This is a genomic window from Photorhabdus sp. S10-54 (genome assembly GCF_963878145.1).
In the GTDB taxonomy this organism is placed as follows: domain Bacteria; phylum Pseudomonadota; class Gammaproteobacteria; order Enterobacterales; family Enterobacteriaceae; genus Photorhabdus; species Photorhabdus kayaii.
In genome coordinates this window covers 1-17,357 of record NZ_CAWNXG010000031.1, presented here as the reverse complement: position 1 = coordinate 17,357, position 17,357 = coordinate 1, and the positions used below count along the sequence as shown (strand labels likewise).

General features: G+C 43.9%; 16 protein-coding genes and 1 riboswitch. Of the genes, 4 read left to right on the top strand and 12 right to left on the bottom strand.

Features of this window, described 5'->3' with window-relative positions; genetic code table 11:
• Positions 1-3 precede the first annotated feature (3 nt).
• Genes AACQ83_RS16055 through AACQ83_RS16010 form a run of 10 tightly spaced genes read right to left on the bottom strand, consistent with a single transcriptional unit; the run spans position 4 to position 8,589 of the window.
• On the bottom strand, positions 4-789 hold the full coding sequence (locus tag AACQ83_RS16055) for a cobalt-precorrin-6A reductase (RefSeq protein ID WP_112878631.1): 786 nt from the start codon (positions 787-789) through the stop codon (positions 4-6).
• Positions 786-1,511, bottom strand: a complete 726-nt coding sequence (locus AACQ83_RS16050) for a precorrin-3B C(17)-methyltransferase (protein ID WP_112878630.1) — start codon at positions 1,509-1,511, stop codon at positions 786-788. The genes AACQ83_RS16055 and AACQ83_RS16050 overlap by 4 nt, the downstream gene beginning before the upstream one ends.
• Complete coding sequence (cbiG, locus tag AACQ83_RS16045; RefSeq protein WP_112878629.1) at positions 1,505-2,566, bottom strand: cobalt-precorrin 5A hydrolase; 1,062 nt, start codon at positions 2,564-2,566, stop codon at positions 1,505-1,507. The genes AACQ83_RS16050 and cbiG overlap by 7 nt, the downstream gene beginning before the upstream one ends.
• Positions 2,547-3,320 carry a cobalt-precorrin-4 methyltransferase gene (locus AACQ83_RS16040; RefSeq protein WP_112878628.1) on the bottom strand — a complete coding sequence of 258 codons (774 nt, stop codon included), beginning with the start codon at positions 3,318-3,320 and terminating at the stop codon, positions 2,547-2,549. The genes cbiG and AACQ83_RS16040 overlap by 20 nt, the downstream gene beginning before the upstream one ends.
• On the bottom strand, positions 3,313-3,882 hold the full coding sequence (locus AACQ83_RS16035) for a decarboxylating cobalt-precorrin-6B (C(15))-methyltransferase (protein WP_112878627.1): 570 nt from the start codon (positions 3,880-3,882) through the stop codon (positions 3,313-3,315). The genes AACQ83_RS16040 and AACQ83_RS16035 overlap by 8 nt, the downstream gene beginning before the upstream one ends.
• Positions 3,872-4,474: a cobalt-precorrin-7 (C(5))-methyltransferase gene (locus AACQ83_RS16030; protein WP_112878626.1), complete on the bottom strand. Its 603-nt coding sequence runs from the start codon at positions 4,472-4,474 to the stop codon at positions 3,872-3,874. Before AACQ83_RS16030 ends, AACQ83_RS16035 begins: the two co-directional genes overlap by 11 nt.
• A complete protein-coding gene (gene cbiD / locus AACQ83_RS16025) occupies positions 4,471-5,607 on the bottom strand; it encodes a cobalt-precorrin-5B (C(1))-methyltransferase CbiD (RefSeq protein ID WP_112878625.1) in 1,137 nt (378 codons plus the stop codon). The genes AACQ83_RS16030 and cbiD overlap by 4 nt, the downstream gene beginning before the upstream one ends.
• Positions 5,604-6,236, bottom strand: coding sequence for a cobalt-precorrin-8 methylmutase (locus tag AACQ83_RS16020; protein ID WP_112878624.1), 633 nt, complete (start codon positions 6,234-6,236; stop codon positions 5,604-5,606). The genes cbiD and AACQ83_RS16020 overlap by 4 nt, the downstream gene beginning before the upstream one ends.
• A gap of 14 nt (positions 6,237-6,250) precedes the next feature.
• Positions 6,251-7,210: an adenosylcobinamide-phosphate synthase CbiB gene (cbiB, locus tag AACQ83_RS16015; RefSeq protein ID WP_112878623.1), complete on the bottom strand. Its 960-nt coding sequence runs from the start codon at positions 7,208-7,210 to the stop codon at positions 6,251-6,253.
• On the bottom strand, positions 7,207-8,589 hold the full coding sequence (locus AACQ83_RS16010; protein WP_112878622.1) for a cobyrinate a,c-diamide synthase: 1,383 nt from the start codon (positions 8,587-8,589) through the stop codon (positions 7,207-7,209). The genes cbiB and AACQ83_RS16010 overlap by 4 nt, the downstream gene beginning before the upstream one ends.
• Positions 8,590-8,690: 101 nt before the next feature.
• A riboswitch (cobalamin riboswitch) is annotated at positions 8,691-8,876 on the bottom strand.
• A 461-nt stretch (positions 8,877-9,337) separates the two neighbouring features.
• Here AACQ83_RS16010 and AACQ83_RS16005 point away from each other — a divergent pair.
• The 4 genes from AACQ83_RS16005 (at position 9,338) to AACQ83_RS15990 (ending at position 13,948) form a co-directional block, all read left to right on the top strand.
• Complete coding sequence (locus AACQ83_RS16005; RefSeq protein WP_112878621.1) at positions 9,338-9,934, top strand: TorD/DmsD family molecular chaperone; 597 nt, start codon at positions 9,338-9,340, stop codon at positions 9,932-9,934.
• 422 nt (positions 9,935-10,356) lie between these two features.
• On the top strand, positions 10,357-11,871 hold the full coding sequence (locus AACQ83_RS16000) for a trypsin-like serine peptidase (protein ID WP_112878620.1): 1,515 nt from the start codon (positions 10,357-10,359) through the stop codon (positions 11,869-11,871).
• A gap of 434 nt (positions 11,872-12,305) precedes the next feature.
• Positions 12,306-13,322 carry a phage tail protein gene (locus AACQ83_RS15995; protein WP_240000832.1) on the top strand — a complete coding sequence of 339 codons (1,017 nt, stop codon included), beginning with the start codon at positions 12,306-12,308 and terminating at the stop codon, positions 13,320-13,322.
• A complete protein-coding gene (locus AACQ83_RS15990; RefSeq protein ID WP_112878619.1) occupies positions 13,322-13,948 on the top strand; it encodes a tail fiber assembly protein in 627 nt (208 codons plus the stop codon). Before AACQ83_RS15995 ends, AACQ83_RS15990 begins: the two co-directional genes overlap by 1 nt.
• Before the next feature lie 122 nt (positions 13,949-14,070).
• On the opposite strand, the gene AACQ83_RS15985 is transcribed toward AACQ83_RS15990, so the two are convergent.
• Positions 14,071-14,976, bottom strand: coding sequence for a GNAT family N-acetyltransferase (locus AACQ83_RS15985; protein ID WP_112878618.1), 906 nt, complete (start codon positions 14,974-14,976; stop codon positions 14,071-14,073).
• 99 nt (positions 14,977-15,075) lie between these two features.
• A complete protein-coding gene (locus tag AACQ83_RS15980; RefSeq protein ID WP_112878617.1) occupies positions 15,076-16,626 on the bottom strand; it encodes a phosphoethanolamine transferase in 1,551 nt (516 codons plus the stop codon).
• Positions 16,627-17,357 lie beyond the last annotated feature (731 nt).

Genomic DNA, 17,357 nt, shown 5'->3' with positions numbered 1-17,357 from the left:
TCATTATTCCTGCCAATTGGCGAGGTGTTGAACAAACTCATCCAGCGAACTAATCTGCTCTCCGTCATCTCCCTGTAAAGTCTGTGTAGGACGGCACACCACAATACAGGGAATATTGAGTGCCAGACAGGGAGCCACTTTCTGTTGATATCCCCCCTCGGCCCCAGACTCTTTTGTGATCACCACATCAGGGTGACAAAATTCATACACTGCATGATTGAATTCAGCCGTAAATGGCCCACGCAACGCGATAATATGATCGACCCCCAATCCTAACGCTTCACACTGAATCAATACCTCGGCGGTCGGCAATACCCGCACCAACAACGTTTTTCCCGGTAGTAAACGCTGATACAGCTCCAATTGCTTACTGCCGGTGGTGAGCAAGATCCGTTGCCCTAGTGTCCGGGCAACGTCGCAAGCCGCCTCGATACTATTTACTTTGTGCAACAATGGATGGCTCAGTAAGTCAATCTCACTGGGACGCTGATAACGAGTAAGCCGCAGTGATAAACGACGACAAGCTGTGAGCACATTTTGGCTTAGTGCATCTGCATAAGGATGAGAAGCATCAATCACCCAACGTACCTTATGCTGATCAAAGTAATCCACCATCGCCTCGGCATCCATTCGCCCCACCACTACCTCTCCCTGAATATCACCCGCCAGTTGTTTCCCTGCATCAGTAGCAACAGAGAGACGATAACGTGCTCCTGCTGCGTCTAGTGCCTGACAGAGCAACCGGGCATCGCTGGTACCGCCAAAAACATGGATAGCCGGATGGCTCATAATTCATACCCCCGTGGCGTGATCATCAATCCATCACGGCAATAGGTCGTTTGATTGCCAACGATTACCAGACTGGTCATATCCACCGGGGAGAAATCCATTTCGCCAAACGTGGTAATCCATTTATCCTGTTTTTTACGTCCCGCCGCTTTTACTACGCCAACCGGTGTTTGCGCCGCTTTCCACGGCCGCATAAGTTCAAACGCTTTGGCAAGATGCCCTTCCCGGCCACGACTACGTGGGTTATAAAAACAAATAACAAAATCGGCTTGTGCGGCGGCAATAATACGTTTTTCAATCATCGGCCACGGCGTTAACAGATCACTTAAACTGATATGACAAAAATCGTGCATCAACGGTGCGCCCAACAACGACGCAGCAGCAATACTGGCGGTGATCCCGGCGACCAACTTAACTTCAAGATCACACTGTTGCTGGCAAACCAATTCCAGCACTAAACCCGCCATGCCATAGATTCCCGCATCACCGCTGCTGATCAAAGCGACTTTACGGCCGGACAGTGCCAAATCGATCGCCTTCTGGCAGCGTTCAATCTCCTTGCACATACCGGTCTTAATCACTTCTTTATCCATCGTCAGATACTTAACTAAATGGGTGTAGGTTTTATAGCCGACAATAATTTCAGCTTCGCGGATCGCCTCAATGGCCTCCTGTGTCATCATAGATTCATTGCCTGGCCCAATACCGATTACTGTTAACATGATTGTGATACCCCCAAAGTGATAGTGACGCCCTGCTGACGCAAGGTCCGACCAACCAATTTTCCTTCGCTCATCAACCAGGCGACAGGTTGTGAAACACTGCCAACCCCTACCGTCTGGCGGACAAAATCGGAAGCAGGAAAACGTTGTTCATGAAGACTTAACTCATTAACACTGAACAACTCAAACGGTACACGCCAACGCTGTGCAAGCTGATTGAGCGCCGGTTCATCCTTTTTAATCACAACACTGCCGATGGCACGTAACGCCATCAGATCGAAATGGTTTTCCACCATCTGCTGCTGCAATAGCTCAATCACTGTTTGCAATGGCGTATCCCGGCGACAACCGATCCCGGCCACAACACGCTTCGGCACCAGTTTGTAAACCGGTAGAGACAATTCCGGCAATGAATCTCGCAATGTGATACACACCAGCGCATCCAGCGCTGGTAATGTATCCAGACACGCTACCGGGACAAAACCCCGGGTATCACACCGCTCGCGTTCACTAAGTAGTCGCTCATCCCACCACAGCCCTACTTTCTGACCACTGACCAGCATTTGATTTATCACCTTCACCACGTGGCGAAAATCCTGCATATCGGCATCTAATTGAGTGGCAAGGGTGTCCAGCGCCGCCATCCCGTTAACATCCGTGGCGGTTGTAATCACCGGATCAGCGCCTAATAACTCCGCCAAATGGTGAGTCAATGCATTAGCGCCACCCACATGACCGGATAACAAGCTGATAACATGCTGACCACCTTCATCAATCACCACTACGGCGGGATCATGCATTTTGTCGTTTATCAGTGGCGCAAGCATGCGCACCGTGATGCCAAGCGCCGCTACTACTACCAACGCTGAATAGTGTTTAAATGCCTCGCGCAACGTGTCGCCAAAGCTGCCATTAAAAGGCGTAAACCCCGGCTCCAACAACTTTTCGCTGGTAAAACAGGTCAGAGGAAGATGAGTTTTCAACCGACGTACCAGTCTGACCCCTCCCGGAGTCAGACAGAACACCGCAATCGACTCATGCCCGGCGATATTCATGGCTAAACCCCGCATCATAAAGCTTGGAATAGTGGTACTCCTCTCCCAAAAAAGCACCGACCAAAATCAAAGCGGTTTTACGAATACCCGCAGCCTGTACTTTTTCAGCGATATCCGCCAACGTCCCGCGCACAGTTAGGCTTTCATCCCAGGTCGCTTTGTATACCACCGCGACCGGCGTCGTTGCCGGATAGCCGCCGGCTTGAAGACGCGCGGCCACATGCCTCATCTTCTGTACAGAAAGATAAATCGCCATTGACGTTTGATGAGCAGCGAAGGATTCTAACTGTTCGAGCGGCGGCACCGGTGTGCGCCCTTCAATTCGGGTAATGATCAAGCTTTGCGCCACTTCCGGTACGGTGTACTCCACCCCTAATTGCGCTGCTGCCCCAAGAAAAGCACTGACACCCGGTATTGAGACAAAACTAATGCCCGCATCGGTCAAAGCTTCCCCTTGTTCGCGTATGGAACCGTACAACGAGAGATCGCCGGTTTGCAGTCGCACTACCAGTTTACCCGCACGTACACCATCGACCATCAGTGCAACAATCTGTTCCAACGTCAGGCCGGCGCTGTCATGACACTCAGCCTCTGGCGGGCAATAATCCAACAGTTCGGTATTAATCAGCGAACCGGCATAAATCACCACCTGTGCCTGTTGCAGCAAACGGTAACCTTTTAAGGTGATCAACTCCTTATCACCCGGTCCGGCCCCGACAAACCACACTTTTCGAGGATCAAAATATTCAGACATCGATCTTCTCCTTGTAACAGGAAATTAGATAAGTCGGATTATTCGGTTTGAAATAGTGACCATTACCAAGGGACGCCAGAGTAGATGCTTGTAGCTGTATACACTCCAAATTACTGATCTGACAGGTCCGCAAATGTTCCAGTGCATCATTTAGGTTATTCAACAAAATGAAAGTCAGTACCAAGCGGCCACCGGGGTACATGTGATCCAGTGCCCAATCGATCAAAGCGGTCAATTGCCCGCCACTGCCACCAATAAATACGGCATCCGCCATCACATCCGATGCTAACGGAGCTTCTCCTGCAATAATCTCCACATTATGACAACCTAGTCGTTGACGATTCTCCTCAATCAAGGCCAGTGCCGCCGGGTTACGTTCAATGGCAGTAACGGTTAACGCCGGGAAGCGTAACGCCGCCTCCAATGCCACACTGCCCGTACCCGCCCCCACATCAATCAATTGGCTAGCATCATTCAGTTCCAGCCGCTCCAGCGCCAATGCACGTACGGGTTCTTTGGTCATCGGCACTTTCTGTCCGCGTAAAAATTCATCATCTCTCATTTAGGATCACCACCACATTCATGTCATAGTCAGTCGCCACCGCTTCCGGCCGCAGACGGTGAATACGCTCATTAGGCAAAGAGAGGTTTTCACCAATAATCAATGTACGGCTCAGGCCACGCTCAATAATGGCCTCCGCAATTGCCCGCGGGCCGACGCGCCCATCAGTTACCATGCCTACTTTGTCGTGTTGCAGAAGCCAGCTAAAATCCGGGGTACGCCCGTGACTGCTGGTCAGATAGATATCGTTCATATCCAGTGCAGCTTTGGCACACAAATACTGAATTGAACTGATACCCGGAATGATGCGCAGATCATCTGCGGTAAAATATTCAGACAATAATTTGCCAATGCCATATAACAACGGGTCACCAGACGCTAATACCACAATCCGGCGTGTACTGTTGCTCTGTAGCCAAGCAAGCAAACTGGCAAGATCAGCGTCCAGTACGCGGGTTTCGTGGGTGACACCGCTAAATATCTCCAGGTGACGTCTACCACCAACCAATACCTCCGCCTCAGTGATATAGTGCTGTGCCTGCGGTATCAGATACGCAGTATCGCCGGGACCAATTCCCACTACGGTGATCATCGCATTGCCTCCAAAATGTCATTTAATGGGCGACTGGTGCCAAGTATTTGATTATCAAAGGAGAACATGATGGCATCACAGCGCGGTGGGTTAACCGCAAAACGCAACATTTCACTCATTCGTTCACAAATGCGTTCGGCAATACGGTCATAAACCTCTTGCAAGCCGTGTTCTGTGATCAGTTCCATTGCCGCTTCCGTGGTATCGCAACGACTCACCTCTAACAGCAGTTCCTGCGACGCCCCCATCAGTGCCAGATAAGCAATCAACGTTTCCATACGGCCATCAGCAATATGACTGTGGGTATGGAAAATTCCTGCGGCCACTTTCACCAACTTGCCGGGGTGTCCCACCAACATGATATGGCGGAACCCAAGCCGTACCGCTTCCTGCAACATGTAGCCCACGAAGTTACTCATGGTTACCACTAACTGACCATCAAGCCCCAATTGTTCACGTACAAAACGTTCACCATGATTGCCGGGCACCAGAATGACCTTTTCAGCACCCGCCGAACGTTTCATTTCCAGCTCTATCGCCAGTGAGCGTTTCCAACTCTCTTCCGACATTGGCGTGACAATGCCGGTGGTACCAATGATGGAAATGCCGCCAAGTATCCCCAAGCGCCCGTTGTAAGTTTTCTTTGCCCGCTCTTCACCTTCCGGCGCGAAAATTTCCACCTCCGCGCCCCGTAAAGGACCAATAGCCTCCCGTACCGCTGCCTCAATAGTCTGACGCGGTGTACGATTAATCGCAGCGCTGCCTACCGCTAATCCGACACCTTTGCGGGTAACCGTACCCACACCTTCCCCACCACGCAGATGGATCTCACCGTGATCACATAAAGTGACGCGGGCAAAAATCAACATGCCATGAGTGGCATCTACATCATCGCCACCATCTTTACGGATAGCAGCAGTCGCCTGCTGGCCTTCAATCAGTGGCTGTTCAACGTTAAGGCGTAATGTCACACCAGAAGGTGTCACAATAGAAACATGATCAATAACTTGCTGACGCAGCACCATTAATGCGGCAACCTTGGCGGCAGCGGTAGCACAAGAACCCGTGGTATAACCTTTGCGATACTGCTTACCGTTATGCCAGATGCTGTCTAGTTGCATGGTGTCACTCATTGTGCCTCCCGCAATCGGTACAGAATGGCATTGATAATCGCCGCCGCGATATTACTTCCCCCTTTACGACCTGAGGCAGCGATACAAGGCAGTTCACTTTGCATCAAAGCGGCTTTCGATTCCGCCGCACCGACAAAACCAACAGGCACCCCAACCACCGCCAATGGCAAAGCCTGCCTTTCCAGCAAACGGAACAGCGCGGTTGGGGCGTTACCAAACACGAAGATTTTGTCGCCTTCTTCCGCCAATGCGACATCTACCGCGGCCATAGAACGCGTAATACCCTGCGCTTTCGCCATCGCTACTACACGCGGATCACTGATATAGCAGCGGCATTCACACCCCATCTGATGTAACAGTGCTTTGTTGATACCGGACTGAGCCATCGTAGTATCGGTATACAAGGTACATCCCCGGCTCAATGCCTCTGTCATGCGGGCCAGCACACCCGGCGAGAACCATAAAATATCCAACCAGTCAAAATCTGCAGTGGTGTGGATCACCCGTTTAATTACCGCTTCTTGCATCTCATCAACAAAACGATAATCAGGGCGCTCACTGGCAATAATATCGCCAATGATTGCAAAGCTATTCTGTTCAATTTGCTGAGGTTTCTGGAGGTAGTTCATATTGTTGCCCTTTTCTAAGCCATTCCGACCAACAGTAAACGCAACAGCGCAAACAACAGTAAGGCCAGTTGCGAAGCTATCATCATCAAATGGATACTGCGCGGGATATCCATCAGCGCGATTTTACGGCGTTCATCACCAATCCAAGGTTTATCTACTCGTTCACCAAAATAACAATTTGAACCACCAAGGCGGATACCCAAGGCTCCCGCAACCGTCGCTTCCGGCCAGCCACAGTTAGGACTGCTATGCTGATAACGATCACGCCAGCCAATACGCAGAGCCTGACGAAAATCAAGCCGGATGAACCAAGCTGCCGCACTCAATAACAGCCAACTCAACCGCGCCGGTAACCAATTCGCCAGATCATCCATGCGAGCGGAAACATACCCAATGGCGCGGTATTCCGGCGTTTTGTACCCCACCATTGAATCAAGGGTGTTAACCGCTTTATAAGCCATTGCCAACGGCGCACCACCAATCATTAGAAAAAACAGTGGAGCAATAACCCCATCAACGCTGTTTTCCGCCACCGTCTCCACCACCGCTCGGGTGATTTGCGGTGCATCTAGTTGGGAAGTATCGCGCCCAACAATCCGTGACAATTGCTGACGACTCTCATCCAATGAGCCTTGTTGTAATACCTCATGTACCTCTAGCGCGGCGTCACTCAGACAACGGCCAGCCAACAGGGTATAAATCATCCACACTTCAACCAGCCAGCCGACCCAAGGATGAATAAGGTTCATCAGCCATAGACACCCCCAACTCACCAACCAAGTCAGCCCCACAACCACTATCCATAGCCCTGCTCCACCAACTTTCAATGCACGTTCACTGTGACAACAGCGCCGAACCGCCCGCTGTACCAGAGAGATCAGCTTACCAATCCAACGCACCGGATGAGGCCAATGCGGCGGATCGCCTAACCAGCTATCGAGCAAGAAAGCAGCAAACCAGGCAGCAAGTGTCACAACAGCCTCCTTGCAGACCTCAACCAGCGATCAAGCAGGCTAGGACGCTGAGCAAAATGGATATGAAGATAACTGGCCAGTGTCTGCTGTACCTGATAGCCTCCGGCCCATTGCTGTATTGCCATCCCGTCACGCCATTTAGTACAGTCAAAGACTGAGGGCACTGAGCTGATAAAATCAGAATAATGAAACTCGTGACCTCGTAAAATCTCACCTTCTGCGGCCAGCAAAGTGTCAAAACGGGCCTGTGCCTGACAGTAACCAAAGCGCATCAACCGCGTACCCATATGGCTTTCCCCCGGCAGAATACCGGCCATCTGGTGGCTCGCCCCCTCGCCATCGATTAACGATTTACCAAGGTACATCAGGCCACCGCATTCAGCATAAATGGGAACTTGACGACAATGCGCATCCTGTAAAGCTTCCCGCATGGCACTATTGGCGGCCAACTTAGCGGCATAGATTTCCGGGTAGCCCCCACCGAGATAAATCATCTGACAATCGGGTAAACGGCGATCATGCAGTGGACTAAAACGGTGAATACGTACCCCCACCCGTTCCAACATCTCCAGATTATCGGGGTAATAAAAATTAAAGGCCTCATCATCTGCCAACGCTAGCGTCAAGCCATCAGCCAGTGCGGGATTAGGCAATGATGGTGCCTCACCTGGGGGTAAAACAGGACAGTCACAAAGCGCCAACAGACGGTCAAGATTGATATGCGCCTCCACCTGTTGAGCCAGCCGCTGCCAGCGAGCATCATTGTCCACCTGCTCTTGAGCAGGAATAAGGCCAAGATGACGAGACGGTAACGACACATCTTTCATCACGGGTAAACGCCCTAGAACAGGAACACCGCAATAATGTTCAATCGCATGACGAATAAGTTCGAAATGATTTTCAGAATTGACGCGGTTAACAATGACGCCCGCAATCGTTAGAGAGGGATCAAAACGACAAAAACCCAGAACCGTTGCGGCAACAGAAGTCGATACAGCCTTACCGTCTACCAACAAAATCACTGGACATCCCAACTGCTTAGCCATTGCAGCGCTACTGCAATAGTTTGGGTTGGTACCATAACCATCATACAACCCCATCACACCTTCGATGACCGCGACATCAGCATGACGCATATGCTGATTATAAAGACCATTAAGCGTTGCTGTTGGCAGCATAAATGCATCAAGATTACGCGATGCTACGCCACACACAGAGCTGTGCCAGCCGCTGTCCAGATAATCGGGCCCCACTTTAAACGGCTGGACAGTCAACCCTCTCAACATCAATGCCCGCAAAATGCCAAGGGTAACCGTAGTCTTACCACAGCCACTACCCGTACCCGCGATAACAAATGCCTTCCTACCTGACCATTGCATAGAAAATTCCCGATATGTCGATCGGAAAAGGAGCGCCCATAAGACGTGCCAACACTGCGCACACCACTTGGATGACAACTCGCTTCCCACCGAAGGAGTTAATGTCTCGTGCCTGTCAGGTCGGTCTTCTGGCTTAGCGTCATCCTTCCCCGCAACCTTCCCAGTCTTTCCGACCAGTGGCATCAGCGGAGTTGTCAGCATCACAGCAGCGGGGGCTGCGGAGGATTTTCACCTCCTTCCCAACCACACCATTAAGGTGCGGTATTAACCTAACGGCGGTTTATACCCGTCATCTTTCAAGTTGCCTCTTTGTTGGCTGCACTCACTCACCCCAGTCACATAGTTACCTATGCTCCCGGGGATTCGCTCCCTTGCCGCCGAGACGCATCTTGAAATCCATAGGGTTTATTTATTTTTAACGTGGTCTACTTTTCAAGTTATTAAATTATTAGATAACTAATGATATATATTCACTTTTACCATAATAACCTTATTAAATTCATTAAATTAAAATGCAGATTAAATATATATTTCCCATACCAATAAAGCGGCTAATTTTATTATTTTCGGCGATAAACTTATACGATTTATAACAAAATCCACCGTCAATCTGGTGATAAAGATAGTAGCAACACCACAACAGATTAATCGTTGATCATAATCAACTATCTATTCATAACATATAAGCTTATGATGTGTTTATGCTGCTTACACCATCGGTATAACCCAATCATAATGAGAACTTTCCATGTTATTAGATACTGCTGTACCTCGCATTATTGGCGCCTGTTTTTATTACTCACCGAAATCAGAACAAGTCCGTCCACTAATTCCCTTACTTATCGATATTGATAAATTATTTCCCTGGTCAAATAACCGCACAATAGAAAATCTGACGAAAAAGCTCTCTATCTTCTCAGTCGAATCTCTACAATATGACTACTCCATCTTGTTCGAAGGGCAAGGTGTTATGCCAGCCCCACCTTGGGGATCGGTTTATCTGGACCGAGAAAACTCGTTATCAGGTGAAAGCACGCTGGCTTACCGGGAATTTCTGACAAAACAGAATATCGCCATGTCCAGTAAACAACGGGAACCCGAAGATCAATTCGGTCTGATGCTGCTGGCCTTAGTTTATATTTTAGAACAAGGGCATAAACCTGCTGCACGTACATTGTTAGAACAGCACTTACTACCTTGGGCTTACCGTTATCTGGAATTGATGCAGACAACCAAACTAGAAAATGATTTTTATCCCATTTTAGCCACTATTGCTATTGACTATTTAAAAACACTGCAAACTGAATTAAAACTCATTCCGGCAAGACTAGAATTATTTTACTAACACTTTTATTATTCCATAACAAATGCTCCGGGTGATAAATTTAGTAACAACGAATAAATATACATTCTCCTGGAGTTCAACTCTCATTTAATCAACTCATCCTTTATAACAACGAATTTATACCAGAAAAACCTTTATAGCCAATTCTCGTTCCATTGAACGTTATAGCTCTATTGCAGTATATAAAACTATTTAGCTGATTTTTATGTTATTTATTATTGGCTATGGATAACAGGCACTCAATAGAATGATCTTATGCGCTAAAAAAACTGTCTATTAATTCATAAATTAGTAAACATTAAATACTCATATAGAGGATTTATTAAAGTTTTAAAAAACACTTAGCGATAATTTTTTCTTCATTGAATGTCTGTTTCCATTACATGGAAAGATTAAAAATGTAAACAACATGAGGTAAAAACATGAGAAAAACCTTTTTAGCTACACTTATTACAGGGATTATGTCAACAAGTTGTTTTGTACAAGCACTTCCCGAAAATAACAGCAAACATATTGCTGATCTGCAAGACAATACCAGCACCGAAGCTCCGCTATTAAAATCTACCGATCCGGACGCTGAGCGATTTAAGCATGTGGGAAAACTAAGCGGTCGTGGTCTGTGTACCGCGACACTTATTGCCGGTTCAGAAACCCCTGATGCCAATCAACAAGCCCTTATTCTTTCCGCAGGCCATTGTTTTGACTCTTCATTAGATACTAATGAAGTCGTGATTGATCAACCTGTAGGTCCTGGTTGGACATACACACCAAATTACTTTATTGACTTAATCAATAAACACCAACCTGTTGGTGTTGATAGGGTTTTATACGCAACCATGAAAGGTGGTGACCTTGCGGTTTTCAGACTTAAAGCAACTTATGGTGAGTTGGCAAATCGCGGAATACTGCCGGTAACTTTACAAAAAGATTATGCACCATCCGTAAGTCAGCCGATTGAACTTGCTCACATTCCGGCCAATGGCATAGCGGGTGATAAACGCTATCTACGCTATTCGGCTTGCTCGATTACAGGAAAAACCTCGCTTTTGTATGAAAGTGCATGGGCTTGGTCTCCGGCCGTTTCGGTTAATTGCGCCGGTGTTGCGGGAGGAACATCTGGTTCGCCGGTTATATTGAAAGATCAATCCAAGATAATTGGTGTATTAAATACCACCGTCGATCGAAATTACACGGGTTGTGGTCTTAATCGACCTTGTGAACTGATTAAGGATCAGGGTTTTTCACGTGAAGGTGCCAGTTATTACATTCCTATTGATAAAATTGCACGTGCATTTACTCCTGATGGAAAACTGGATTTAAGTCAATTTGATGATGGAAAAGGGATCACTATTAACGCTGGTGGCCCACTGATTACTAAGAGCACAGTTAACAACAAGCCTGCTACTTGGAATTTACATCTTGAGGAGCAGGGTTTTGATAATATTCGCTATAAAGGAGGACTTGCGAGTAATATTGATTGTTCAGATCCTGAAGGATACAGCAAACCTATTCCAGTCACTACACAACCGCTGGATAAACTTACCGTTCCTTCCAAAGAAGGGATTTACGCTATGTGTGTCATTGGACAACATTCTGCCAATAAACACTGGCAGAATACGTCTAACGCATCAATAAAATTACGTGAAATTGATGACACACCTCCGACAATAAAACCAACAACAAGATTAGTTTTTGAAACAGAAGATAGTTGGATTGTTGATCCTATTTTTAACGTCTATGAAATTGTTGACTTACGTGTAAAATCAGGCCCATTAAAATCCACAAAATGCGATGATGACACAGGTTACTCTATTTATAGACGAATCCCAATTTCTCTTAAAAAGAAAGATTCTCCAGTACGCTTTTGTGTATATGGCTTAGATCAAGCGGGTAACAGAAGCCCAATATCTTTTAATGATTTTAAAGTTAACAAATAAATCTTTAAAACTGGCCAGCATTTGCTGGCCTTTTTCGTGTTTATCTTGGTTGATGGAAAATTTAATAAGTACAATTTGTTTGTTGATATTTCTTAACCAATAAATTTTCCCCGATGTAATAAGCTCCGTAATTTGAAAAAGTGTACTGTATAAATTAACAGACTTGAAATGCTGTGTATTTTACCAGTGCATTTAACCTTTCAAATGGCTGTTTTATGAACCAAATGTGATTGCATTTTCGCCACTCACAATATTCTTCTACTCAATCGTCATTTTGGTTATTTATTGATACGCAAATCTGCCCAGTTTTTACTGTATCTTAGCCTCGTTCAATGCTCCAGGAAGCTGTCTTGGCAAAGATTACTACCTATTAATGAATTATAAAAAACCTTGGTTTTATAGAACAGCAAACGGGCTCATCAACAACTACGGTGATGAGTCAATTGGTCGTTACTGATGCCCTGAATGAAAAACTGTCCAAGAACCAGAACGGCTCAGACATTCCCAATAAAAGTGAGTTTGTGAAGAACTTGGGTTTAAAAGAAACTATTGATAGCGCGGCTAATGCCCTACCGGGTAAGCAATATATTAGTAGCCTGACAGTACAAACATCAGCTTGGGTAAAAATTGCTGAAGTAACAATGAAAGTGATGAGCACTATCAATATTAATATCGCTGGCGGTTCCGGGTACAACGTGGGCAGTTTTGAACAATGCGCTATTGCTAATATAATTTTAAGAACTGGAAATGGATCGCCTGCCGGAATCAATGCGGTGATGTACACAGTTAATACCAGTGCACCTACTGACTTAGCAACCATTAATACATCTGGTGATAACTATGACATTTATATATTCATTGGCCCTTTTGCTCAAAACATAATTTTAAATGCTTTTGTGTCAGATAATGCGACTGTTAATCAATTAATTAAGATGGCAGAGTTATCAGAAATCCCTAAAGGGGCAGTTAAGGGGAAAGTCTACTCTTATTTATTATCTGGAAAAGAAAGCGATATCTATCCAGTTGGTGCTCCAATTCCGTGGCCGTTACCGAATGTGCCTGCTGGATATCTCGCATGCAATGGTCAATCATTTAATAAAACTTTATATCCACAATTAGCTATAGCTTATCCATCCGGTGTACTTCCTGATTTGCGTGGTGAATTTATCCGTGGTTGGGATGATGGGCGCGGTGTTGATCGTGGTCGTAGGGTTTTAACTTATCAAGGGGACGCAATTCGTAATATCACTGGTTATACCCCAGGTACAATTTTACGTGGAAATAATAGTTATGGAGGATGTTTTTCTCTTTCAGGTGAAAATGCTCCAGGAAATGAATATACAGATGTCTGGCAAAAACGGATTCTATTTGATGCTTCACGAGTTGTGCCTGTTGCTTCAGAGAACAGACCTCGCAACATTGCATTTAACTACATAGTAAGGGCAGCATAATGACAGAACAAAAATACTCTTTAGAACCGGAAACAGCGATATTGGGTAAAGATGGGTTGGCAGAAAAAGCCGGCTGGCTAACAATCTACCATGCAGCGCCTCATTCAGGGGAATTTATAGGCACGACACCGGAATATCTGATGAAGGGGATAGGAATACCGGCCAGTTCCTATATAGATGCTCCGACACTTCCTGAATCCGATTCCATGGCTGTTAGGCGCACAGTAAACGGAGATCACTGGGAAGTTGTACCCGATTACCGTGGAAAAACAGCTTACAACATACAAACTCGCCTGCCACAAGGAATTACTGAACTGGGTGAATTACCGGAAACATTGACATTCAAACAACCTGCTACTCATTTTGATAGATGGGACGGCTCAAAGTGGGTGACTGATAAAGCGGCAATAAAGGACAGTGAGATTGAGCAGGCAGAGCTACTACGCGGTATACTGTGCACACAAGCTAATGAAACCATTACGTTGCTCCAATATGCTATTGATGCTGAATTGGCTTCGGAAGAAGAACAAGCACTGTTACTTGAATGGAAAAAGTACTTAGTATTATTAAGCCGTGTAGATACTTCAATAGCTCCTGATATTAAATGGCCTGAGATTCCAGAATAACAACAATAGGGGCTGCTTATACGCAGCCCAATGACAATCGTAAAGCGTTTTATTTCGTCTGTCTTCGGTCTATTATACTGTTATTGTTATTTTGTAATCCACCGGGATAGATCTTTTTAATTTTACAGACTCAATATTCTGCCAATGGGTTGTAGGTTACACCATCTGAGTTTGTATTCTCTAGATGGACAGCCGAAGGAATACCTGGCATTTTCATATTGAGAATGAGCCTTCTCTATATTGCTCCAAATTAGCAAGGAGCCAATAGAATGTTTCCTCAACTCATCTGATATATCCATTCCTGCTTGGATAAATTCAAATATAGTGTGTTCAGAAGTAAATGTCTTTGTAATAAAATGAAATGCGCAGGGTTTATCTTTGTAAAATAATATATTACCCCATATGAGAGGTTGGATTAGTTCAAACAATTCTTGAGTTAGTTCCCTATCCACACAACAAGAACCCCATCTTTTCTCAGTAAGAGAAAAATAAATGTCTGCTATTTCTCTTGGACTGAAAGATTCACAATCAACAATTTTTCCTCCAGCCTTTAGGAAGCGTTTCAATCGATCTTTATATTTATTTTGAGATTTTATTGATATTCCTTCGTTACCTAACTCTTTAGCAATGCACACTCTTCTATTAGCGTTAAATATATATGTTGAATTAATCACATTTTTTATATTTAAAGGAGATATAAATTTTGATTTGATAGGCAATATAAATCTGCATTCCCGAGCAGCAGAGATAATTAATTCATCATTAGGAATAGCTATACGGATATATTTTGATAATGGAGTACAGGGATCATTTGCAAGGAACTTCCCTCTCCACACGCATATGGCCGCAGTCAATAATCTGTCAGAATTCCTCCGCACATAGTACTTTTCACCACATTTGAAATGTTTATGAATGAAATCTAAAACAATCGGGTGTGTTGCCAATCCTCCACCATACATACGGTAACATTCACGATAATCGTCAATACTAGCTTCTTCCCATCCAAATAGAGGTAGTAATGTTTTCATCTAAATTTTTATCCTTTAAAGAGTTCATAATAGAGCATTGACATATCTATAAATCAGGTACAACACATATCCTGTTTATATTTTTCATAGTATGAAAATTCATTTAGGAATTTTATCTTCTGGTAATGAGCTATATTTCATGACCTTATTATTAAAGTCCAGGACATCATCTTGGTTTTTACATATTTCATTAGACAACATTTTACAATTTTCAGAGATTGTAGACTCTTTAATACCTGTCCACTCTGAAAGTAGTGTCAAGAAGTTCATTGAATTGCGTTGAGCGTTAATAATATTACGAGATGTATCATCGTAAGATGTAATAAACATAGGGACCTGATAATTTTGCTTATATTTATCATTATGAGCAAGCCTCGTCTTCTTAGTATCTTTCTCAAAGAAAGATACTCCGTGATCAGCAAAATACATCAAAGACCAACTCTTCTCATTTTTCTGTGCTTCATCAGTAATTATTGATAGCAAGTCATCCGTGTTTTCAATACTCTGTATATAGCAAGAAACCTGCTCTGACTTAAAAAACACCTTGTATTCATAATTTGTTCTGATACAAGCAGGGGAGTGAGACCCCATTAAATGGATAACAATTAGCTTCTTTTCTCTCTTATCTTCTAAGGCTTTTTTCACAATTGGTATTATATTTGTGTCAGGCATATTTCTGTTAAGACCAGAACTGGATTCACCTTTTTTAATAAATAATGGAGAATCAGCCCTTGCTCCCATACTGGCAACCGGAGTATCAAATACCCCCATAGAACCTTGATTTGATATCCAATAAGTATAAAAGCCAGCTTTTTTTGCTAATGTAACAATATTATTGCTTAAAATATTTTTACCATCTTTGACCATTGCTAGTGAGTTTGCCAGTGATATTTGGGTTGATGGACCTACTGAGATATAATTCGTAAAAAGTGTCCCATTGGCAGTGCTCATAAAAGGTGTATTATGTATCGGGAATCCATAGGCATTCATAAAATCTCTACGTACACTTTCTCCAATCACAACAATATAGGTGCTATATTTTGATTTTGCCGATACCGTTCCCCACGTATCCTTCTCACTTAGTATTTGTCGCATTTTTTTATATTCACTTTTTACCCTTATAAAGTTGATAGTGACATCTTTGACTACTCTAATTTCAGGAAGTCCAGAGTCAAGGATATTAAATTCCTCACCCTGTATAAAAGCTTTTAAAGGGTGGTGTATTACCGTAATTAATGCAAAAGAGAACAGAAAAACATTAACATTTCTATGTAAATTAATGCTTACTTTTAGAGAGAACAAACAAAAGATCAAGATAAACGCACTAAAAAGATAGTGTTCAGTTGGAATAGAAGAGATAAATTCACTAGCCTCTTGTTCATTTGTATAGAATAACGAAAGAATTGAGTTGAAGTTTGGTGATCCATATGTAATCCCGATAGGGGCATAAACGAGAGTTGCTATGCCAAGAACGATAAGCAGGGGCCTATAAACTATTGTGACTTTATTTAACAATAGAAAAATAGAGAACATAGCGAACACATACGCTATTTTTAAGCGATAGCCTAAAGCTATATGAGCTAAAAGGCAAAAAATGAAGAGCGCAACAACTGGTAATAGTTTGATTAAGTGGTTTTTTGTAAGTTTCATATTTATCTATCAATAGTACATCGTGTAGTGGTAAAACGCAGTTTGGCTTTCGAAAAGTAGGAAAAACAAAGATTCAATTTCTTCATCCAACCGAATTTTCTATCAATACTATACTATGTATTTTTTATCATGTGAATAAAATAAATCTTAGCTACAGATTAAACCTGAATACTTTATCCATAATATAAATGGACCCGTACAGCATAGAAGCATCACTACAACCTCCCAGTATGAAAAAGTACGCATAATACCGTATGCTAATAAATCATAGTAGCAATAGAAAGTAAATAAAATAGTTCTTAAATATATGAGTAACTAAATTTTACCGTATTTATTCCTATTGAATACTTTGAAAAACTGGTTTACCAAAGATCGATGAGGGTTGATGAGTTATAATCGAGCCTGTGATTTAAATTGTGCATTTTTCAATAGAAAAACAGCAGGATTTTTCTCACCAAAGAAAATTACATTATGAAATACACATAACTGTCCAGTGAAATAAGATAAAATTCCCAAGTAAATTTCATACTATGAAAAATTGTTAATGGGAAAGTATAAAGCTTATTAACATTCTGAGATGGCCTGTTTATACAGGCCATTTAGATTATGGCTTTAGCCAGTTTAAGTAGCGTAAGCTTCTTAAACATAAAACCCCCCGCTATGCGGGTGGAGGCCAAGGGTTATACCAAGAAAAACACCTTTCCGTTACGATATAGATGTTCAAGCTAATA